The organism is Fibrobacter sp. (genome assembly GCF_017545445.1).
GTDB lineage: Bacteria > Fibrobacterota > Fibrobacteria > Fibrobacterales > Fibrobacteraceae > Fibrobacter.
The window spans coordinates 121,771-139,350 of record NZ_JAFWOM010000078.1 but is presented as its reverse complement, the minus strand read 5'-3'; the positions used below and the strand labels follow the sequence as shown (position 1 = coordinate 139,350).

The 17,580-nt window shown below is 46.7% G+C and carries 16 protein-coding genes; 11 read left to right on the top strand and 5 right to left on the bottom strand.

Translation table 11 applies throughout. The annotated features are described in order from the left end of the window. Positions 1 to 119: 119 nt before the first annotated feature. From IKG78_RS09515 to IKG78_RS09505, 3 genes are all read left to right on the top strand, one after another. On the top strand, positions 120 to 788 hold the full coding sequence (locus IKG78_RS09515; RefSeq protein WP_290942724.1) for a hypothetical protein: 669 nt from the start codon (positions 120 to 122) through the stop codon (positions 786 to 788). A gap of 310 nt (positions 789 to 1,098) precedes the next feature. Further along, positions 1,099 to 2,082 (top strand): MoxR family ATPase, encoded by a 984-nt coding sequence (locus IKG78_RS09510; RefSeq protein ID WP_097021126.1) that lies wholly within the window; start codon positions 1,099 to 1,101, stop codon positions 2,080 to 2,082. Positions 2,083 to 2,426: 344 nt separating this feature from the next. Further along, positions 2,427 to 2,576 carry a hypothetical protein gene (locus IKG78_RS09505; protein ID WP_290942722.1) on the top strand — a complete coding sequence of 50 codons (150 nt, stop codon included), beginning with the start codon at positions 2,427 to 2,429 and terminating at the stop codon, positions 2,574 to 2,576. Positions 2,577 to 2,781: 205 nt separating this feature from the next. Here the strand turns inward: IKG78_RS09505 and IKG78_RS09500 are convergent, their stop codons facing one another. The 4 genes from IKG78_RS09500 to IKG78_RS09485 all read right to left on the bottom strand — a co-directional run bounded on the left by IKG78_RS09500 (position 2,782) and on the right by IKG78_RS09485 (position 6,367). Then, complete coding sequence (locus IKG78_RS09500; protein ID WP_290942719.1) at positions 2,782 to 3,243, bottom strand: hypothetical protein; 462 nt, start codon at positions 3,241 to 3,243, stop codon at positions 2,782 to 2,784. 82 nt (positions 3,244 to 3,325) lie between these two features. After that, on the bottom strand, positions 3,326 to 3,562 hold the full coding sequence (locus IKG78_RS09495) for a hypothetical protein (RefSeq protein WP_290942716.1): 237 nt from the start codon (positions 3,560 to 3,562) through the stop codon (positions 3,326 to 3,328). A gap of 228 nt (positions 3,563 to 3,790) precedes the next feature. Beyond that, complete coding sequence (locus tag IKG78_RS09490; RefSeq protein ID WP_290942714.1) at positions 3,791 to 4,612, bottom strand: hypothetical protein; 822 nt, start codon at positions 4,610 to 4,612, stop codon at positions 3,791 to 3,793. A 492-nt stretch (positions 4,613 to 5,104) separates the two neighbouring features. Continuing rightward, positions 5,105 to 6,367 carry a hypothetical protein gene (locus IKG78_RS09485; RefSeq protein ID WP_290942710.1) on the bottom strand — a complete coding sequence of 421 codons (1,263 nt, stop codon included), beginning with the start codon at positions 6,365 to 6,367 and terminating at the stop codon, positions 5,105 to 5,107. Positions 6,368 to 6,523: 156 nt separating this feature from the next. On the opposite strand from IKG78_RS09485, the gene IKG78_RS09480 reads away from it, so the two are divergent. Continuing rightward, positions 6,524 to 6,802: a hypothetical protein gene (locus IKG78_RS09480; RefSeq protein ID WP_290942708.1), complete on the top strand. Its 279-nt coding sequence runs from the start codon at positions 6,524 to 6,526 to the stop codon at positions 6,800 to 6,802. A gap of 143 nt (positions 6,803 to 6,945) precedes the next feature. Next, complete coding sequence (locus IKG78_RS09475; protein WP_290942706.1) at positions 6,946 to 8,883, top strand: bifunctional diguanylate cyclase/phosphodiesterase; 1,938 nt, start codon at positions 6,946 to 6,948, stop codon at positions 8,881 to 8,883. A 740-nt stretch (positions 8,884 to 9,623) separates the two neighbouring features. Here IKG78_RS09475 and pgi read toward each other — a convergent pair. Beyond that, positions 9,624 to 11,288, bottom strand: coding sequence for a glucose-6-phosphate isomerase (pgi, locus tag IKG78_RS09470; protein ID WP_290942704.1), 1,665 nt, complete (start codon positions 11,286 to 11,288; stop codon positions 9,624 to 9,626). Positions 11,289 to 11,447: 159 nt separating this feature from the next. Here pgi and IKG78_RS09465 point away from each other — a divergent pair, with 159 nt between their 5' ends. Genes IKG78_RS09465 through IKG78_RS09440 form a run of 6 tightly spaced genes read left to right on the top strand, consistent with a single transcriptional unit; the run spans position 11,448 to position 17,495 of the window. Beyond that, a complete protein-coding gene (locus tag IKG78_RS09465) occupies positions 11,448 to 12,146 on the top strand; it encodes an SIMPL domain-containing protein (RefSeq protein WP_290942702.1) in 699 nt (232 codons plus the stop codon). A gap of 2 nt (positions 12,147 to 12,148) precedes the next feature. After that, entirely contained in the window at positions 12,149 to 12,724 is a 576-nt protein-coding gene (locus IKG78_RS09460; RefSeq protein WP_290942700.1) for an HD domain-containing protein, read from the top strand. Further along, positions 12,717 to 13,826, top strand: coding sequence for a (p)ppGpp synthetase (locus IKG78_RS09455; RefSeq protein WP_290942698.1), 1,110 nt, complete (start codon positions 12,717 to 12,719; stop codon positions 13,824 to 13,826). Before IKG78_RS09460 ends, IKG78_RS09455 begins: the two co-directional genes overlap by 8 nt. 18 nt (positions 13,827 to 13,844) lie before the next feature. After that, a complete protein-coding gene (locus IKG78_RS09450; RefSeq protein ID WP_290942696.1) occupies positions 13,845 to 15,941 on the top strand; it encodes a GTP-binding protein in 2,097 nt (698 codons plus the stop codon). Positions 15,942 to 15,955: 14 nt separating this feature from the next. Next, entirely contained in the window at positions 15,956 to 16,618 is a 663-nt protein-coding gene (locus IKG78_RS09445; RefSeq protein ID WP_290942693.1) for a CatB-related O-acetyltransferase, read from the top strand. A gap of 16 nt (positions 16,619 to 16,634) precedes the next feature. Continuing rightward, a complete protein-coding gene (locus tag IKG78_RS09440) occupies positions 16,635 to 17,495 on the top strand; it encodes a hypothetical protein (RefSeq protein ID WP_290942690.1) in 861 nt (286 codons plus the stop codon). Positions 17,496 to 17,580: the final 85 nt, after the last annotated feature.

Sequence of the window (17,580 nt, the reverse complement as noted above, 5' to 3'; positions counted from 1 at the left end):
GGTGTTGAGTTTCGATATGGTCGGGATTTGACGTATAAACAGATTGACTTTTCTAAAAATGGTGTGGTTGGTGATATGAATCGTTATTCAATTGTGGTTGATCTTCAGGGATGGTGAATGTGACTGGACGTATTTGTTTTGTTGTTTTGCTTGTGTTGGTGATGGTGGGATGTTCTAATCATCCGCCTTCTGCGGCGCAGTTCATGAATGCGAGGGATGGAATTAATTTCGTTGTTGGCGGAGCGGTAAGAACTGGGGATTTAGATAACAGGAAAATTCCTGGACGTTACGATGAATCGGTTTCTTATGAAGAAGGATATTGGAATACGGATTTGGCATTGTCTTTTGCCTTTCCGTATGCTTTGTTTGCAATTGATTTTGAGGATTATACCTACAGGACAATTATGGGTGGACGATCCCAGTATTTTGGTGTTCAGGGGTGGTACGGATTTGCCGCCGATGAGCGAGGTGATGATGTGTCGTCGAGAATGCGTCATATGGGTGGCGTGATGTTTGTTGAACAGTATCCTGTCTCTGAAAATTTCAAGGTGGGAATAAGTGAACACATTTCGCGCAATTCGTATAGGGTTATTGATGATCCGGGGTGTTGCACTTTCAATAAATTGTATCCTGAGGTTTATTCGGAGTTTGGTGCTGGTGCTTATGTTGTGTATAAAGGATTTTCGGCAGAGTTTCGCTATGGACGGGAAATCGGGGCGCCGAACAACCGCTTTTATTTTCAGTTGAGTTATGCCTTTTTCTTAAAGGAATGGAATTATAGCAAGTAGCTTCGGGAGGCGGAGGGGTGTTTTCCCCCTTTTATGCCTCATGTTTAAACTTCTAATGACTATTGACTAACGACTAAAGACTAATCGCATTTGTTTTTTTTCAAAGATTTTAGTATCTTAAAGGCAGTAAAAATTCTTTCGTCTTTGGATTGTCGCATTGCTCCAATCCCAACCGCTCGGCTCGGTCATGCCAAAATGCAGGCATTTTGTCGCGACTCTCGCCTTTGGCGGTTGTCGTCATATGCTATGATGTGAAAAACGGAGAGCGATAGATTCAAAATTTTGTAAAATATACACAGAGGACAAATAAATGGATATTCAAGAACTTTCGGAAAAGGTGAAACAGCAGAGTTCTTTTTGCATGAACTTGCTGCGTGAAGTTGAAGATACGGTGATTGGTCAGAAGGCGATGGTTGAGAGCATTCTGACGGGTATTTTGGCTGATGGCCACGTGCTTTTGGAAGGCCTTCCGGGCTTGGCCAAGACGACTGCGGTGAAGGCTTTTGCCGATGCAGTTTCGCTCGACTTCAAGCGTATCCAGTTTACTCCTGATTTGTTGCCGGCGGACTTGCTCGGTACGACGATTTATAACGCCCGCGAGGCGAAGTTCGAAACGCGCAAGGGCCCGCTTTTCACGAACCTTGTGCTTGCTGACGAAATCAACCGTGCACCGTCGAAGGTGCAGAGCGCTTTGCTCGAAGCCATGCAGGAACGCCACATCACGATTGGCGATGAGACGTTCAAGTTGGACGAGCCGTTCTTGGTGCTTGCCACGCAGAACCCGATTGAACAGGAAGGTACGTATCCGCTGCCGGAAGCTCAAGTTGACCGTTTCTTGTTGAAAGTGAAGGTGAGCTACCCGAACAAGGCTGACGAAATGAAGATTCTCGATGCCGTTTCGGGTGCAGGACTCCGCCAGCCGAATGCTGTCGCGACGAAGGAAGATATCTTGAAGGCTCGCGAACTCGTGAAGCAGGTTTATGTCGATGAACGCGTGCGCGAATACATCGTGAACCTCGTGCTTGCGACCCGTGATCCGGGCAGCATCAAGCGTAGTGACTTGGTGGGCTTTGTGGAAGTGGGCGCCTCGCCGCGTGCTTCTATCGGCCTTGCCCAGGCTTCGAAGGCTCATGCGTTTATCCAGGGCCGCGCTTACGTGACGCCGGAAGATGTGAAGGCTGTCGCGATGGAAGTGCTCCGCCACCGCGTGATTCTGAGCTACGAAGCCGAAGCGGAAGAAGTCACTGCCGAAACCGTCGTGCAGAAGATTCTCGACAGCGTCGAGGTGCCGTAATTGCCGGATGCGAACGTCGCGGTCGTGTTCGTGAGCTGGAGCGACTCGTATTAACGAGTCGTTGAAGCGAGAGCCGCGGCCATCGAGCTTGCTTGAAAGCCCATGGCCGAGCCGCCGGGCAGTGCACCAGGAAGGTGCAACTGCAGAAAAGGTTTAGATTATGGATGCTGATTTATTTATAATCGTAAGAAGGCTTTTCGTAAGTCTTCTTTTGTTTGTTATGTGCTCGTGTGGCTATTCGCATTCCGACCCGTGCCAAAGTTCTATGTATGAGGAGTGCATGCGGAGGACGGAAAATACGGCTCTTGCCGATATTGTCTGCTCTGAAAAAGCGGTGTCTGAGTGTGAGGAATAAAGAACTTGTTCATTTTAGCAAAGCGTCGATGCATCCTTGCACTTGCTTGCCGGAAGGCGTTGTTGTGCCGCTTTCGAATGTGGCGATGAGGTTCTTGCCGAGTATGTATCCGTTTGCAGAGAAGCGTTGCGGTCAGTAACCTTCAATCTGTGTTCGTGCATGTCGAGGACTTTTGTCATCTTGAGCGACCCGTAAAGGTGGAGTCGAAGGATCTCTAAAATGCAAAAAAAAACAACGCCTTGCGGGGGCGTTGTTTTTTTGCATTTTAAATAAAGTTGTTGCAAATGTTGTCTTGTGCAAATAAAGCGATTACGCAAAAAAGATGAAAAATACCTTCATGTAAATTATTGTGCTGTTAGGATCGAGGTAACGAGGGCTGCCATTCCGATGAGTCCGCTGATGAGTCCGAGAATCCAAGAGTTGGATTCGGTTACTTCGGTTTTCTGTTGCGCGGCTGCATAATCAGGGCGAGGACGAACTTGGATGATTTTGTCTTGATGGACAACGATGCCTACGTATTCTGTGCGGTCGTTCCATAAATCTACGCGGTCTTTATTGTTGGGCTTGAACATTCGGTTGTCTTCGACACTTTTGTATAGATGTGGTTTGTAATTGTAGATGAATTCTACTGTATCTTGCCTGATTTCGGTGAATACCGGTGTGCCGAATTGTTTTGACCACGTGTTGATATCTGTGTCTCCAACGATGGAGATTAAATCGTCATCGTCAATCCAGTTTTCTCTTAGCGCGTATTGATGTGTGCATCCAGAAAAGAGGAGCGTTGTGATAAAGATTAAAGTTGCCAAAATGGCCTGTTTCATTTTTTCTCCATTGGTTAAAGAGCAAACTCTAATTTATGCTTTTGCAAATATAAATAAAATGAATAGGCTATTCTTCGATGTCTTTATAGGAATGCATGCCGAGGGGATTGTTTGGTGGCGGCTGTTCTTTGGGTTTGGTTTTGTTGCTTATGTTGTATTCTGAGCCTTCGGCTTTGCGGATTTCTTCTTCGTAAGTTCTTTTGCCGCGTTCAAGGCCGTCTGTTGGGATATGAAACGCTTTGAAAATAGCGATGAGAGCGACTATGCCTGCGTGCCAAATGCGCAAAGTGATGGGCTTTAGCACGCTTGGGTGGAGAGTTCCGCATATTGGGGTTAGAAAAAGGCTGCAAATTAGAATCGCCAAAACTGAGAGTACGCAGACGCCGATGGAAAAAACGAGGATGATTTGTACCCACCAGGGCGAGGTGGCAAAAACCTGATAAAGTGTGCTGAAAAAATTTTGCATCGAATTTCGTAAAGTCGTGGTTTGGAACATGGGAACGCTTGAGGCTTTCGTGTGATAAATTTAAATTTATTTGAAAAGTGCGTCGATGCATCCTTGCGCTTGCTTGACGGAAAGCGGGGCCGTGCCGCTTTCGAATGTGGCGATGAGGTTCTTGCCGAGAACATAGCCACTCGCTGCATAGTGCGTGATTTTCTGAACGGCGTTCTCGGCGTAGTCTGGGTCGCCCATGAGGCCGAAGTGCTCCCAGATGATTTCTTCGCGGGTGCGAATGTCGAGGCAGGTGAAGTCTGGATAGAGCGTGCCCCAGCCTTTGATGCTTGTAGGGTATTCGTAGCGGTAGGGAATGTTTGCACGTGCTAGTGCGTCTGCAATGATGACTTCGGATTTTGAGCGGACGCGCACGCCGTTTGCTGTATAATATTCGGGTGCGTTGATTTCAAAGGGCTTGCCAGTGTATGGGAGGTGCTGCCATGCGGCGATAAAATCTTCGTCAGGTTCCCGAACGGGTGTGATGAGCGCACGGCGACCTGGGTGGAGTTTTGTGTATGCGTCGTCGATTGCGTTTGGGGTGTAAATTGCGAGGAGCGAGTCGATGGCTTTGATTTGTTTTTTGAGAATCGTCGCCGTGGCTTTGTTGTAATCGCGTTGCGCTATGGCCGCTGCTTTATGAATTTCCTTGCGGGGGAGATATGTGCCGTTAGGTGCATTGGTTGCTTCGACGATGTAGTATTGTGAATTGCCGTGGTTTGTGATGACACGAAGGTTCGCTGTTGGTTGCGATTTTGATTTGTCCTTGATTTTGGTTTGCAGTTTGCACAGTTCCAAACGAAGTGCGCTTATTGCTTGGATGATGCGGTTTGCTTGTGGAATGTTTTTTTGTGCTCCCATAAATCCTGCCTTTGCGAAAAACAAAAAGGCGTTGATATATAAAAATATATCAACGCCTAATTTCTGCTTACAATATACACAACTTTGCAGCGAAAAGCAAATTCTTTTGAAAAATTTTTGTGGATAATGTGGGTAAAAAAGTACCCGTTACATACTAAAATTAAAAATAGGGGGTGTTAGTATGTAAAAATTGAGTTGATAAGGCCGGAAAAAGGCTTTTTTAGATGGATTGTGGGCTTCTTTGTTGTCTCAAAGGCTCAAAATCGGTTAAAATGGTTGTTTCTTTGTGCGTAAATTACATACTAAAATTCTTAAAATGAAAAATAGTATGTATGCAGATAAACTAGCAAATTGCCGTTTACATACTAAATTGTAGGCAGAGGTCTTTTAGTATGTAATGCTGTGCGAGAAAATAATGATGCGCAAGAAAATAATGCCGTGCGAGAAACGGGGGAGAACAAAAAAGCCCCCATGCGGGGGCTTCATAAAAATTTAATTTCCGCCGGTTTCGCCCCACGACCAGGCGTCAGCGTTTTTCAGTCCGTTGAAGTTCACGCTGCTGGTGTACTTGTCGTCTTGGTATTTCTGCCAAAGATGAATGACTTTTCCGTCTTTTGTAGAAATGACGTATTCTCTGCCAGAAACGTTCTTGTCGGACGCTTCGTACATCTCGATAGAGCTGATGTCGAGGGTTATTGTCTTGTTCATTTCTGTTGTTTCGACTTCGGATCGATTGAAAAGCGATGTCGCTTTGGAGGGGGTTATTTTATTTATCTTCGGTTCGTCCCATGTGAAGTGGAACTCTTTTTTGCCTTTGGCCGTAACCGGGATGAGTGCGATGCTGCGATCTTGCACTCGAATCATGAGGGATTCCCAATTGACAGGAGCTTTCTTTGTGTAGTTCGCCTTGTCTTTTTTCTTGTAGATGAATCCGCAGTCGCCTTTGCTTTTGGCGAGTTCGTCGATGGCATTTTTGGTCTTGGTCGCATCGTCGTTTATTCGCTTGAATTCTTCTTCGGCACTTTGAGCACTTTTCTGCGATTCCATGTCGCCCATCTTGTTCATCATTTCCCATTGCGCTTGAAGCGTCGCGTAATTAGGCTGCTTTCTCAAGGTTTGCGCCATGACTTCCGCATCTTCGTCGGTCATGTCCGGATTGTCCGCACGCATTTGGGCTACTTGTGCAGCGGCGTAATCTTGCGGCCTAGAGCTGGCGGCGGCGTTATTTGCGGCATTATTTGCTGTGTTATCCGCAGCCTTGCCCGTTGCGGCCTGCCCTGCGGCGGGAGCACTCGGTTCGTCTATTCCGTTCATTGCATTAATGACGGCTTTTTCGTTCGCTTTTACAACCTTGCAGTCCTTCTGGTTGGTGTTCGCCTTCAGCTCGGCGAACGGGTCAACGCCCATCGCTTTCAGCATCGCCATTGCTTTTGGGTCGATGCCCGCTGCCGCCCCGCCGTTTTCTGCCATCACAAGCGTTGCGCACTGGTTGATCATCGCGAGCTTTTCGATGCGGCTTGGTGCGGAAATGCCGTACTTTTGGAGAATGGATTCGGCCTTTGCTTTCTCCTGCTTGCTTGCGCTTTTCACGTCGTCGCGAGAAATTCCGGCATCGTCGAATTCGCGTTCGATGGACTTGAGATTCTTGGCCCAGTTTTTCACGTCGTTATCGGTGAGGCCTGAGGATTTCGGGTTTTGTGCAAAAGCACTGGAAACCATGACTAGGATTGTGAGCAGGACAATTAATTTTTTCATTTTTCTCTCCGCTGTTATGAGAAATATATCTTATTTTATCATTGCAGCTATGTAAAAAGTTACAATAATGTTAGAATCTTGTGTCTTTTAGTGAACTGTGCTGTTTTTTATATTGCTAATTTGTCGAATACGATTATTCGTTTTTATTTTGACATTATGAAATTCATCTTGGTGTTTTTGACATTGCTATTTGTTGGGTGTGCTTTCAATGAAAATACGCATCCGATTCCTTTGCTCGATGCTGTTAAACTTCCTAATGCGCAGCAAATGGCCAAAAGTGGACGTGACGACCGCACTTCACAGATGACAAAAATGCCAGATCCGCCTCCGACGGAATCCGAAGAGGCGCCCCAACCTGTCAATGTGCGTGTCCAGAACTTGAACGAACCGTTGCCGATTGATGATGGGCTGGATTTCGATAAAATGGAACGGTAATTGTTGATTTTATAAACGGATTCCCGTTTTGAACTGAAATTAAGCTTTATTCCAATGTGTAGCGTTTAAAACGTGCAGAATTTCATCGGGGGCGTGCACGAGGTGGTGTTATGCATTATATTTATAACACTAGGGTTTAAGCAATGATGAGTCTATTCGATTACGCGAGTCATGTGTTCTTTTTCCCGTCCCTCTTGGCAAGCGGTTTTTTACTGTTTACATTAGTGGCTTTGGGCGAGAAACAGAACCTGAAAAAGGTGCTTTTTTGGGGCGCTGTTTTTTCGCTAACCCCGTACATGATTTATTCGGACTTGATTTATCATGGATTGCTGCATGTACTTTCGTGCACGATGGGCAAAGTTCCGTTGATGCTGGACGTGATTGTAGATTATGTGAGCCGCATTGTGTTGATTCCTGTGGCGATTTATGTTTTCGCAAAAAGACTTTCTATCCACTGGTCGCAATCGTTGTTCATGCTTTCGGCGTCTGTTGGCGTGGGCTACCTTGGCATGGTGGTCGGCAAGACGCAGAATGGTGCTGCTTTGGTAAATTTAGTCGCTATCGTCATTTGGTGGCGGCTTCTTTGGAACGAGCTTTTATTTGTCCGCAATACGCAAATTTTTACGCGTTTCGGTTTTCTGGGGTTTGTTACGCTTTTTAGCTTGCTCGTAAACCTCGCCATGTATGTGTGCGTGCGCATGATCGAGGTGACACCGGAATTCCTGGATTACCTTGTGTTTGTGGCATGGCTTTTCTGGCTTACGCTTACGATTGCAGTAAAGCTCATCTTTAGGACGGTCCGCTTGACGCAACAGGCCGAAATTGCACGCAACCACGATGAACTGACGGGACTCCCGAATGCGCTTCTGTTTACGAATTACGTGCAGGATTTGCTTTATAGAAATCCGAAAAAACGTTATGCGTTTGTCGTGTTCGATTTGGACAACTTCAAGGCGTTTAACGAGCGGTTCGGCTTTGATGAAGGCGATGCGTCTTTGCGGTATATGGCCGATACGCTCAAGTCTCTGTTTGGGGTGCGCTACGTAATGCGAGTGTCGTGCGATATGTTCCGTGTGGTGGGCGATGCCGCTGGGATGAAATTTAAAATAAAAGAAGCTCATGAAAAAATCCGTTATTTTTCAAAGCGCGGCGTGCTTGAAATCAAGGCGGGTGTGTATGTGCAACGGGAACGGAACGAAGAAATTGAACGATGCTTTATGAGGGCTCGCCTTGCGGAATCGTCCATCAAGGGCAATTTTGACGAATATCTTGCAATTTACGCAGATGAAATGAGCGCTCGCGAACGTTTGAAGATGTATTTGATTGCTCATATTGACGAAGCTGTCGAGAAGGAATATATCAAAGTTTTTTACCAGCCTGTTGTTGATATAAAGACGAATAAATTACGTGGCTTTGAAGCGCTTGCCCGCTGGGACGACCCGGAACATGGATTCTTGCCGCCTTTGGATTTTATCGGGATTCTCGAAGAAGCGCACTTGATCCATAAGCTTGATACGTTCATGCTCAAAAAGGTTTGCGAAAAGTATCGTGAAGAAACCGATTTGGGGCATAAGTGCGTTCCGATTTCGTTTAACTTGTCTCGCCTAGATTTTAAGTTGTGCAATATCTACAAAGAAGTTGTCCGCTTGACGGATGAATACAAAGTGCCGCATAACATGCTCCACATCGAAATCACGGAATCTGTTCTGGACGATGATGACGGATTTATCAAGAGTCAAATTGAACGGTTCCAAAGAGATCATTTTGAAGTCTGGATGGATGATTTTGGTTCGGGCTTCTCCTCGCTGAACGTGCTCAAGGATTATGATTTTAATTACATCAAAATCGACATGATTTTCTTGCGGAACTTTACGAAAAAATCCCAGATGATTATTCAATCCATTGTGGATATGGCGAAGCGCTTGAACGCGGGCACGCTCACGGAAGGCGTGGAAACGCAGGAGCATTTGGACTTCTTGAAAGAAATCGGTTGCGACCTTGTGCAGGGTTATTACTTCTCGAAACCGCTCCCGTATGACGAGGTGATGAAGGTTCTTGAAGACAAGGGAATAAGCGCTTAATGCGTTTGTGTAATATTGTGTATAGCATAACAAAAAGCCACAGCCTTTGAGGACTGTGGCTTTTTTGTAAGGTGCGGGGGATTACCCCGCCACTTTCGTCAGAGGTATTGCTGTTTCACCTGCATTGCTCACACCTCAAAGCGAATGCCGTGAGGGAGATTCTTTGGGTTAACTCCATAACCAATGAAGAATATCTCCAGGAAGATCACATATAAATTTAAGAGCACTAGCGATATAATAGAGAATAGTGTCTAAAACGGATAAGAATCCATTCCATATCATGACGAAAAAGTCTAGAATGCTATTGATAATAGAGAGTGTTTTGTCTAAAACAGTAATAAAAAAAGACCATATTCTATCACATATTTCGGAAAAGAAATTTACGAGATTTCTAAACCATTCCCATTCCATTGCAGTGACAAATAGTTTACGAAAAATCCCTAAGAAGAAAAGAAGCAAATAAAGGATAATTATAGCACCGATTGCTATTAAAAAGACGACCCATCCTCCAATAGCGAATAGAATTAAAGCTATGATAAATCCGATGAGGATCGCTATGATTGTAAGACAGCCCATTTTTTTTTCCCTTTTTCTTAAAAAATAAAAAAATAGCCTTTATTCTTTAGTTCTTTTATGTCAAGAACGTTAAGAATTTGGTTTTAAAAAAAAGACCGTGACCTTTAAAGTCGCGGCCTTTGAATTTTTTTTATGCGGGGCTATTTACCCCATTGCTACGGTGCTTATTTCTGGTGTGCCTTGAACCACTTGATGAGCCCGTTGGTGGAGCTGTCGTGGTGGAGTTCGGCATCGGCCTTTGCAAGTTCCGGGAGAATCTTCTTCGCGAGCTGCTTGCCGAGTTCAACACCCCACTGGTCGTAGCTGTTGATGTTCCAGATAACGCCCTGCGTGAAGATCTTGTGTTCGTACATGGCGATGAGAGCGCCAAGGCGTTCCGGGCTCACGTAGTCCATCATGATGGAGTTCGTCGGCTTGTTGCCTTCGAATACCTTGTGCGGAGCGAGGAATGCGATTTCTTCTTCGGACTTGCCGGCGGCACGGAGTTCTTCCTGGGCCTGGGCGAGAGTCTTGCCGTTCATCAAAGCTTCCGGCTGGGCGAAGAAGTTGGAGAGCAGCTTCTGGTGGTGATCGCCAATCTTGTTGTGGCTGTTTGCCGGGGCGATGAAGTCGCACGGAATCATCTTGGTGCCCTGGTGAATGAGCTGGTAGAAGGCGTGCTGGCCGTTGGTACCCGGTTCACCCCAAAGGATTGGACCAGTCTGGTAGTTCACGCGCTTAGAGTCACGGTCAACGGTCTTGCCGTTGGATTCCATGTCGGCCTGCTGGAAGTAGGCGGCGAGGCGGTGGAGGTACTGGTCGTACGGGAGCATGGCGTAGCTGGAAGCGCCAAAGAAGTTATTGTACCAAACGCCGATGAGTGCGAGGATAACAGGCAAGTTCTTGTCAGCCGGAGCGGTCTTGAAATGCTGATCCATTTCGTAAGCGCCCTGGTGGAGCTTCATGTAGTTTTCGAAACCGATGCGGAGGCTGATGGAGAGGCCGATTGCAGACCACAGGGAGTAACGGCCACCCACCCAGTTCCAGAATTCGAACATGTTGGCAGTATCGATACCGAATGCTGCGACAGCTTCGGTGTTGGTGGAGAGAGCCACGAAGTGTTTGGCTATGGACTTTTCGTCGCCATTGAAAGCCTTGAGAACGGCAGCCTTAGCAGTTTCGGCGTTCGTCATGGTTTCAAGAGTCGTGAACGTCTTGGAAGCGACGATGAAGAGCGTTTCTTCGATGTTTACCTTCTTGAGGGTTTCGGCCATGTGAGTGCCGTCGATGTTAGAAACAAAATAAACTTCCGGAGAGTATTCGCCAGCGATCGGCTTTTCTGCATACGGCTTGAGGGCTTCGGTGACCATCACCGGACCGAGGTCGGAACCGCCGATACCGATGTTGACAACATACTTGATGGACTTGCCGGTGTGGCCCAACCACTTGCCGCTGCGGACGAGGTGGGTGAAGTCTTCCATGTGCTTGAGGACTGCACGAACTTCGGGCATCACGTCCTTGCCATCGACGCAAATCGGATCGTTGCCTTTGTAGCGGAGTGCAGTGTGGAGCACGGCGCGTTTTTCGGTGGTGTTAATCTTTTCGCCAGCAAAGTACTTGGCGCGCATGTCTTCGAAATTGGCGGACTTCAGGAGGTCCTGGAGCTTGGCCATGGTTTCGTCGGTGATGATGTTCTTGGAGTAGTCGAGGAAGAGTCCGCAAGCTTCGACGCTGAACTTGTCGGCGCGAGTCGGGTCCTTAGCGAAGAGTTCCTTCATTTGCCAAGTCTTTGCAACTTCGGCATGGGCCTCGAGGGCCTTCCATTCCTTAGAATCAGTCAGTTTAGACATAGATTATCCTTTCCGCACACGCGGGTTTTTGTTACGGGGGAAAATTTAGAAAAGTAGGAAGTAGGAAGTAGGAAGTAGGAAGGGGAAAAATGAAAAAATTTGCTGAAAGATTGTATATTAAACTTATAGCCGTGGGTGTTTTGCGGCAAAGGAGAAAAAATGTCTAGATTGAAAGAAGCGTTGGTATTGGCTATTGCCATTCTCGGGCTAGGTGCGTTCCTCTATTGCGCGATGATGCACACAAAGGATAGAGACCGCGTTGTGGCTGTCAAGGGACTTTCAGAACGAGAAGTGAAAGCGGATTTTGTAATTTGGCCGATTGTATATAAAGAAGTTGGGAATGACCTTTCTGCAATTCACGATGCGGTGCAGGCCAAAAATGCGACGCTTGCGAAGTTTTTGCAAGATAACGGAATCGAAAAATCAGAAATCACCTGGTCCGCTCCGGAAATTGAAGATGCGCAGGGCGAACGCTATGGCGATAACCGCCGTCCGTTCCGCTACATTGCAACTGTTGTCACGACGGTTGCTTCGAAAAATGTGGACCGTGTCCGCGAAATCATGGGCAAGCAGGGTGAACTTTTGAAACAAGGTATTGCGTTCAGTGGCGACGATTACCGCTACCGCAAAATTTACAGCTTCAATGGCCTTAACGAAATCAAGCCCGCGATGATTGACGAAGCGAACAAGAACGCCCGTGCCGCTGCTCAGAAATTCGCTATGGATTCCGAAAGCAAACTCGGTAAAATCAAGACGGCGATGCAGGGGCAATTCTCCATTAGCGACCGCGATGAAAATACGCCGTTTATCAAAAACGTACGCGTAGTGACAAATGTTCAATATTTCTTGGAAGATTAAACATGGATACTTCTATTCTCGATAGAGCGATTGTTTTTGCAGTCAACGCCCATCAGGGAACGGAACGTCGCGGGAAAGGTTTCCCTTACATTGTCCACCCGATGGAAGCTGTAGAAATTGTCGCGACGATGACGACGGATCAGGAACTTTTGGCGGCTGCGGTTTTGCACGATACCGTCGAAGATACGGATGTTACTTTAGATGATATCCGCCGCGAATTTGGCGAACGTGTAGCTAAACTTGTCAAAGAAGAATCCGACGTGTTTATCGATGGCGTCAGCGAAGCAGATTCATGGCATGAGCGCAAGCAGGCGGCGATCGACAGGCTTGCACAAGCAAGTCGCGATGCAAAAATGGTCGCACTTGGAGATAAGCTGAGCAACGCCCGCATTATTTATCGGGATTTTGTTCAAAAAGGCAATGAACTTTGGAATATTTTCCATGTGACCGATGTGAAAGAACACGAATGGCATTATCGCGGTTTGGCCGAGTCCTTGAAAGAGCTTGAAGGCACTTTTGCCTATTCGGAATTCACGGATTTGATCAATAAGATTTTTGGGGATATTCGCGATGAATAACGATTCGTTAGAAAAATACGGATTGAATCCTTTGGGAACAATGATTCTTGAAGAATATCGCGAAAAGATGCCCGTCTTTGAAAAGTTGAAAGATTTTGTTTGTGACTTTCTCAAGAAAAAAGTTGCAGAAAACAATATTTACGTGACTGCGGTAGAAGCGCGAATCAAGGCGGAAGCGAGCCTTGCCGAAAAACTTGAACGAAAAAATGGCAAATACAAGTCCTTGATGGAATTGACGGACATTTTGGGTGCCCGCGTAATTGTATTCTACAACGATGATGTAGATAAAATAGCGGCACTTGTTGAAAGTTTTTTTGTAGTCGATTGGAAAAATAGTGTTGATAAACGAAAAATGCATGAACTCAATAGCTTTGGCTATAACTCATTGCATTTTATATGCTCGATTCCACAGACTCTGTACAAAGACCCGGAATGTCCTGAGATTAATGAAATTCGTTTTGAAATCCAGATGCGGACGGCTCTGCAACATGTGTGGGCCGTGCTGGACCACGATACGGGTTACAAGTCAGGGTTCGAAATTCCGCAAGAATATTTGCGCAACTTGAACCGCCTTGCAGGAATGTTGGAACTCGTCGATGAACAGTTCTGCAAGATTCGCACGGATATCAATAATTACAGGTATCATGTGCAGTCGCTTGTGCATTCGGGCCGTTTTGATGAAGTGGCGTTGAATGGCGATTCGTTTGGCAATTATCTGAAGTTGAAACCTTTTGATAAATTAAACCAACGTATTGCAGCCATCAATCAAGCTGAAATTCACGAGTCTTCGATGATGCCGTTTCTCAAGACGTTGAAATTTTTCCGTTTCAAGACGCTTGCGGATGTCGATAAACTTGTTAAGGAAAATAGCGAGGATGCGTACCAGCTGGCGGCGTTCCAATTGGCGAATACGGATTTGGACATTATTAATTCGTCGCTGGGCGTAATTAGCTTGCTTGTAGTTTATATCTTGAAAAAGGGTGGCGGTGTCGCTGGAATCCGAACGATGCTGGATGATCTCTACGGTGAATCGGCAGGTCACGAATCTTGGGCGAAACGACTCTATGACAGCGCTTTGAAGCTTTCGTTTATGAACCAGTAAAAATGTATCTTTGGGCTTATGAAACAGCCGATTCGAAATATTGCCATTCTCGCCCACGTCGATGCGGGCAAGACGACTCTTTCTGAGAGGATTCTTTTTGCCGCAGGCGAGATTCACCGCCCGGGACGTGTGGAAGATGGCCTTGCCACGATGGACTACATGCCCGAAGAAAAGGAACGCGGCATTACGATTGAAAGCGGCGTGGCGCATTTCGAATGGAAAAATACGTGGTTCAATTTTATTGATACGCCGGGGCATGTCGATTTCGGTGCCGAGGTCGATATGGCGCTTACGGCTGTGGAAGGTGCCGTGCTTGTGGTGAGTGCTGCAAGCGGTGTCGAAACGCAGACGATCGCCTCGTTCCGCAAGTTGCACGAATCCCGTGTGCGTACAATTTTATTTGTAAATAAGCTCGACAATCCCGATTACTCGTTGGACGAGACGTTAATTAATATTGAAGAAACGCTTGGCGTGCGTCCGGTGCTGATGTCCGTGCCGCAGTTTAAAAACGGCAAGATGTGCGGTATGCTCGATGTGCTAAGCCAGAGCCGTTTAGTTCATTCGGAATCGGGCGCGGAAGTTCTCGATGACGGCTGGGAATCGGATGCTAGTGCTGCGGAAGAGCGCGCACTTTTGAAAAAGTATTACGATGAAGCGGTAGAATTTGCGAGCAATTTTGACGATGAAATTTTGTCGCTTGCTTTGGACAATAAACCCGTGCCTCCCAAGATGCTTTTGCGCGGGCTTAAATCGCTTGCAGCTAGTGATGAATATGTGATTTGTTATGCCGGGTCTGCATTGGAAGGCTTTGGCGTTCGCAGCCTCGTGACGGCGCTTTCGTTCTTTTTGCCGGAAGTCCCGACGTTTGACGAAAATGAGTTGGGGCAGGTGGTGCGTCTGAGGCATTTCCGTGGAATTGGCGAAATATCGCTGTTCCGCAGTCATGTGGATTTGTTGCGTCGCGATTGGCCGGCTGGCTTTGAATTTTCAAGGCTCAAGGCGAATATGCTTTTGCCGGTGGATGAAATCCGTTCGGGAGACATTTATGCGATGGTCTCGCCTTTTGAAACAGAACTCGGGCAGGTGATTCGGTTAGACGAGAGACGAGAGGCGAGAGACGAGAGAGGCGAAAGTGCGACGGGTACGTCATTGCGAGCCGAAGGCGAAGCAATCTCTAATGTCGTGGGAAATACGGCGGAACGTAGTCGTTTCGACAGGCTCAACGAACTTGAAAAGCTCCCTGAGCTTGCCGAAGGGGTGTGCGACCCCATACCTCAAACCTCTATCAGCGAAAATTATTTGCCGTTGTTGCAGACTCGCGTGGAATGCGTGCGGACGGAAGATTACGCCCATGTGGAACGCAGCCTCTCGGTGCTTGCGCGAATGGATCCGAGTTTCCGTGTGCAAAAGGACGATGGTGGATTCTGGTATTTGCATACGGTGGGCGAGGTGCAGCTCGATGTGTTGCTCGCTCGTCTCAAACGTGAATTTGGTTGCGAAGTGCGTGCCGGTAGCCCCGAAGTGCGTTGGCAAGAACGCTTGTGCCGTGCTGTCGGTCCTGCTGAAAATACGTTCCAGATTGGGCCTCATAAAATGTCCATTAGCATTTCGGCATCTCCGCTAGAAGGTGATGCTCACGATATTCGCTTGTCCGCAGAGTTTATGGAAAATGCCCCGCGTGAAATTTTGGCGGGTGTGCGTTCGGCGCTTCTGGAATCGACCGAAGTTGGCGTGCTCGGCAAAGGCCCGCTTGTCGGTGTGCGTTTTGAAGTTCACCGCTTTGAATGGACGGAAGGGGCTCTCCCGCCGATGATCAAGAAGTGTTGTGCTGATGCGGTCGCAAAACTCGTGAAGCCTGCGGATGTTCAGTTGTACGAACCGGTCATGGAACTTTCGCTCGAATGCCCGGTGAATTTTGCGGGCCTTGTGACGGGCGATATCCAGGCACGCGAAGGCAAGGTGAAGGAAATCGAAGGCGATGGCAAAACGCACTTTTTGAAAGCGGATGTTCCTCTTCGAAAAATTTTCGGTTATGCAACAGGCGTTCGCAGCATCAGCAAGGGCACTGCGCTTTACAGCATGAAGTTGCTCGGGTATAGACCGGCGACGGTTTGATATATATTTAGGGTATGAGCGAAAAAATCCCTAATCCAAATACAATTCATCCGATTGTGGGCTACGACAAGGAAATCTACGTCAAGCCCACCATCAAGAACCCGAACATTATCATCGGAGATTTTACCTACATCGCGGACTCGGAATTCGAAAGCCACGTGACGCATCATTACGATTTTATCGGTGACAAGCTCATTATCGGTAAATTCTGCCAGATTGCTGCGGGTGTAGAATTTGTAATGAACGGCGCGAATCACCAGATGAATGCGGTTTCCACATTTCCGTTCTATACGCTCGAAGGCTGGGACATGAAACCGCCTGCAAAAAGCGATTTGCCGTTCAAAGGCGATACCGTCATCGGAAACGACGTGTGGATTGGGCAGAATGCGGTGATTTTGCCGGGTGTGCATATCGGCGATGGTGCGATTATCGGTGCGAACTGCGTTGTCGGTTGTGACGTGGAGCCGTACACGGTTGTGGTCGGGAACCCTGCAGAAACCATTCGCTACCGCTTTGATGAAGAACTGACTTCGCTGTTGCTGAAGTTCAAGTGGTGGGACAAACCCATCGAAGAAATCAATAAACTGATTCCGGTACTTACGAATAGCGAATTGGAATGGGTGAAGCGGGAACTGAAGGGAATGCTAGGGGACAATACACACGGAACATTAAAATAAACTAATTTTATGGCGTATGAGAATCTCGTTACTCAAAAGGCTTGCCTTTTCTTTTTTGTACCTCCTTTTTATGGGGTGCAGCTATAGTTATATTGAAAAAGGTTCCTTTGAAGCTCTTGTTCCTGAAACATTTACAGGGTTGGCGTACCCCATAGGGAGCGATACGACTAATGTCTGGAAGGCGAATATTACCATTCGCAACTACAGCAACAGGCATTTGCAATTACATGGAATAGAAAACAAATACGATAACGGTTGCACGGAATGTCCTAAAAACGAAAATATAAAGGCAGACCTTCGCTATGATTTCAAGACTTTTCCGGTAATGGGGTCCATCGACTATTTTCTTAATGCAAAACGAATACTCATAGGTTTTGGAGCAGCTTTTGATCCTTATCCCAGACTGCGTTTTTCAGTCGGTTTCAATAGCGAATATTTTGAGGTAGGCGGATTTTTTTCTTTCGGATTTGCAAATGTTAGTTATTCCGTGAAACAAGTCAATTATATGGAACTGGGCAATATGGCAGGAGCGTCAACGACGTGGATTGATAGCTTGTATTGCGACGATTGCTCCGAATGGAAATATAATGGTAATTTTGGAGCGTATATAAATATTTTCCCTACAAAAACGCTTTCTCTAACCTACGCCCTGTCGGCCTTTTCTCCTTGGCTTTATGACGATATAAAATGTTATGAAAACGGATATCAAGACTGCTCGTTAACCTTTGATTTTCCCTACATATTCGCCCAATATTTTGGCGTAAGTTATTTATTCACAAAGCACATCCAGTCTTCCTTGGGGGTAAAAGTCTACTTAGGTAATGCCTTTAGCGAACGCCTCTGGAATCTAGAAAGCAAGACTTCGTTCATGTTTTGAGATAAACGAAGTAATGTTGAATGAAATACTTTGGGCATTATTGCCTGTGTGTTATTGCTGATGAAAAGGAGATTCCGGCACGGAG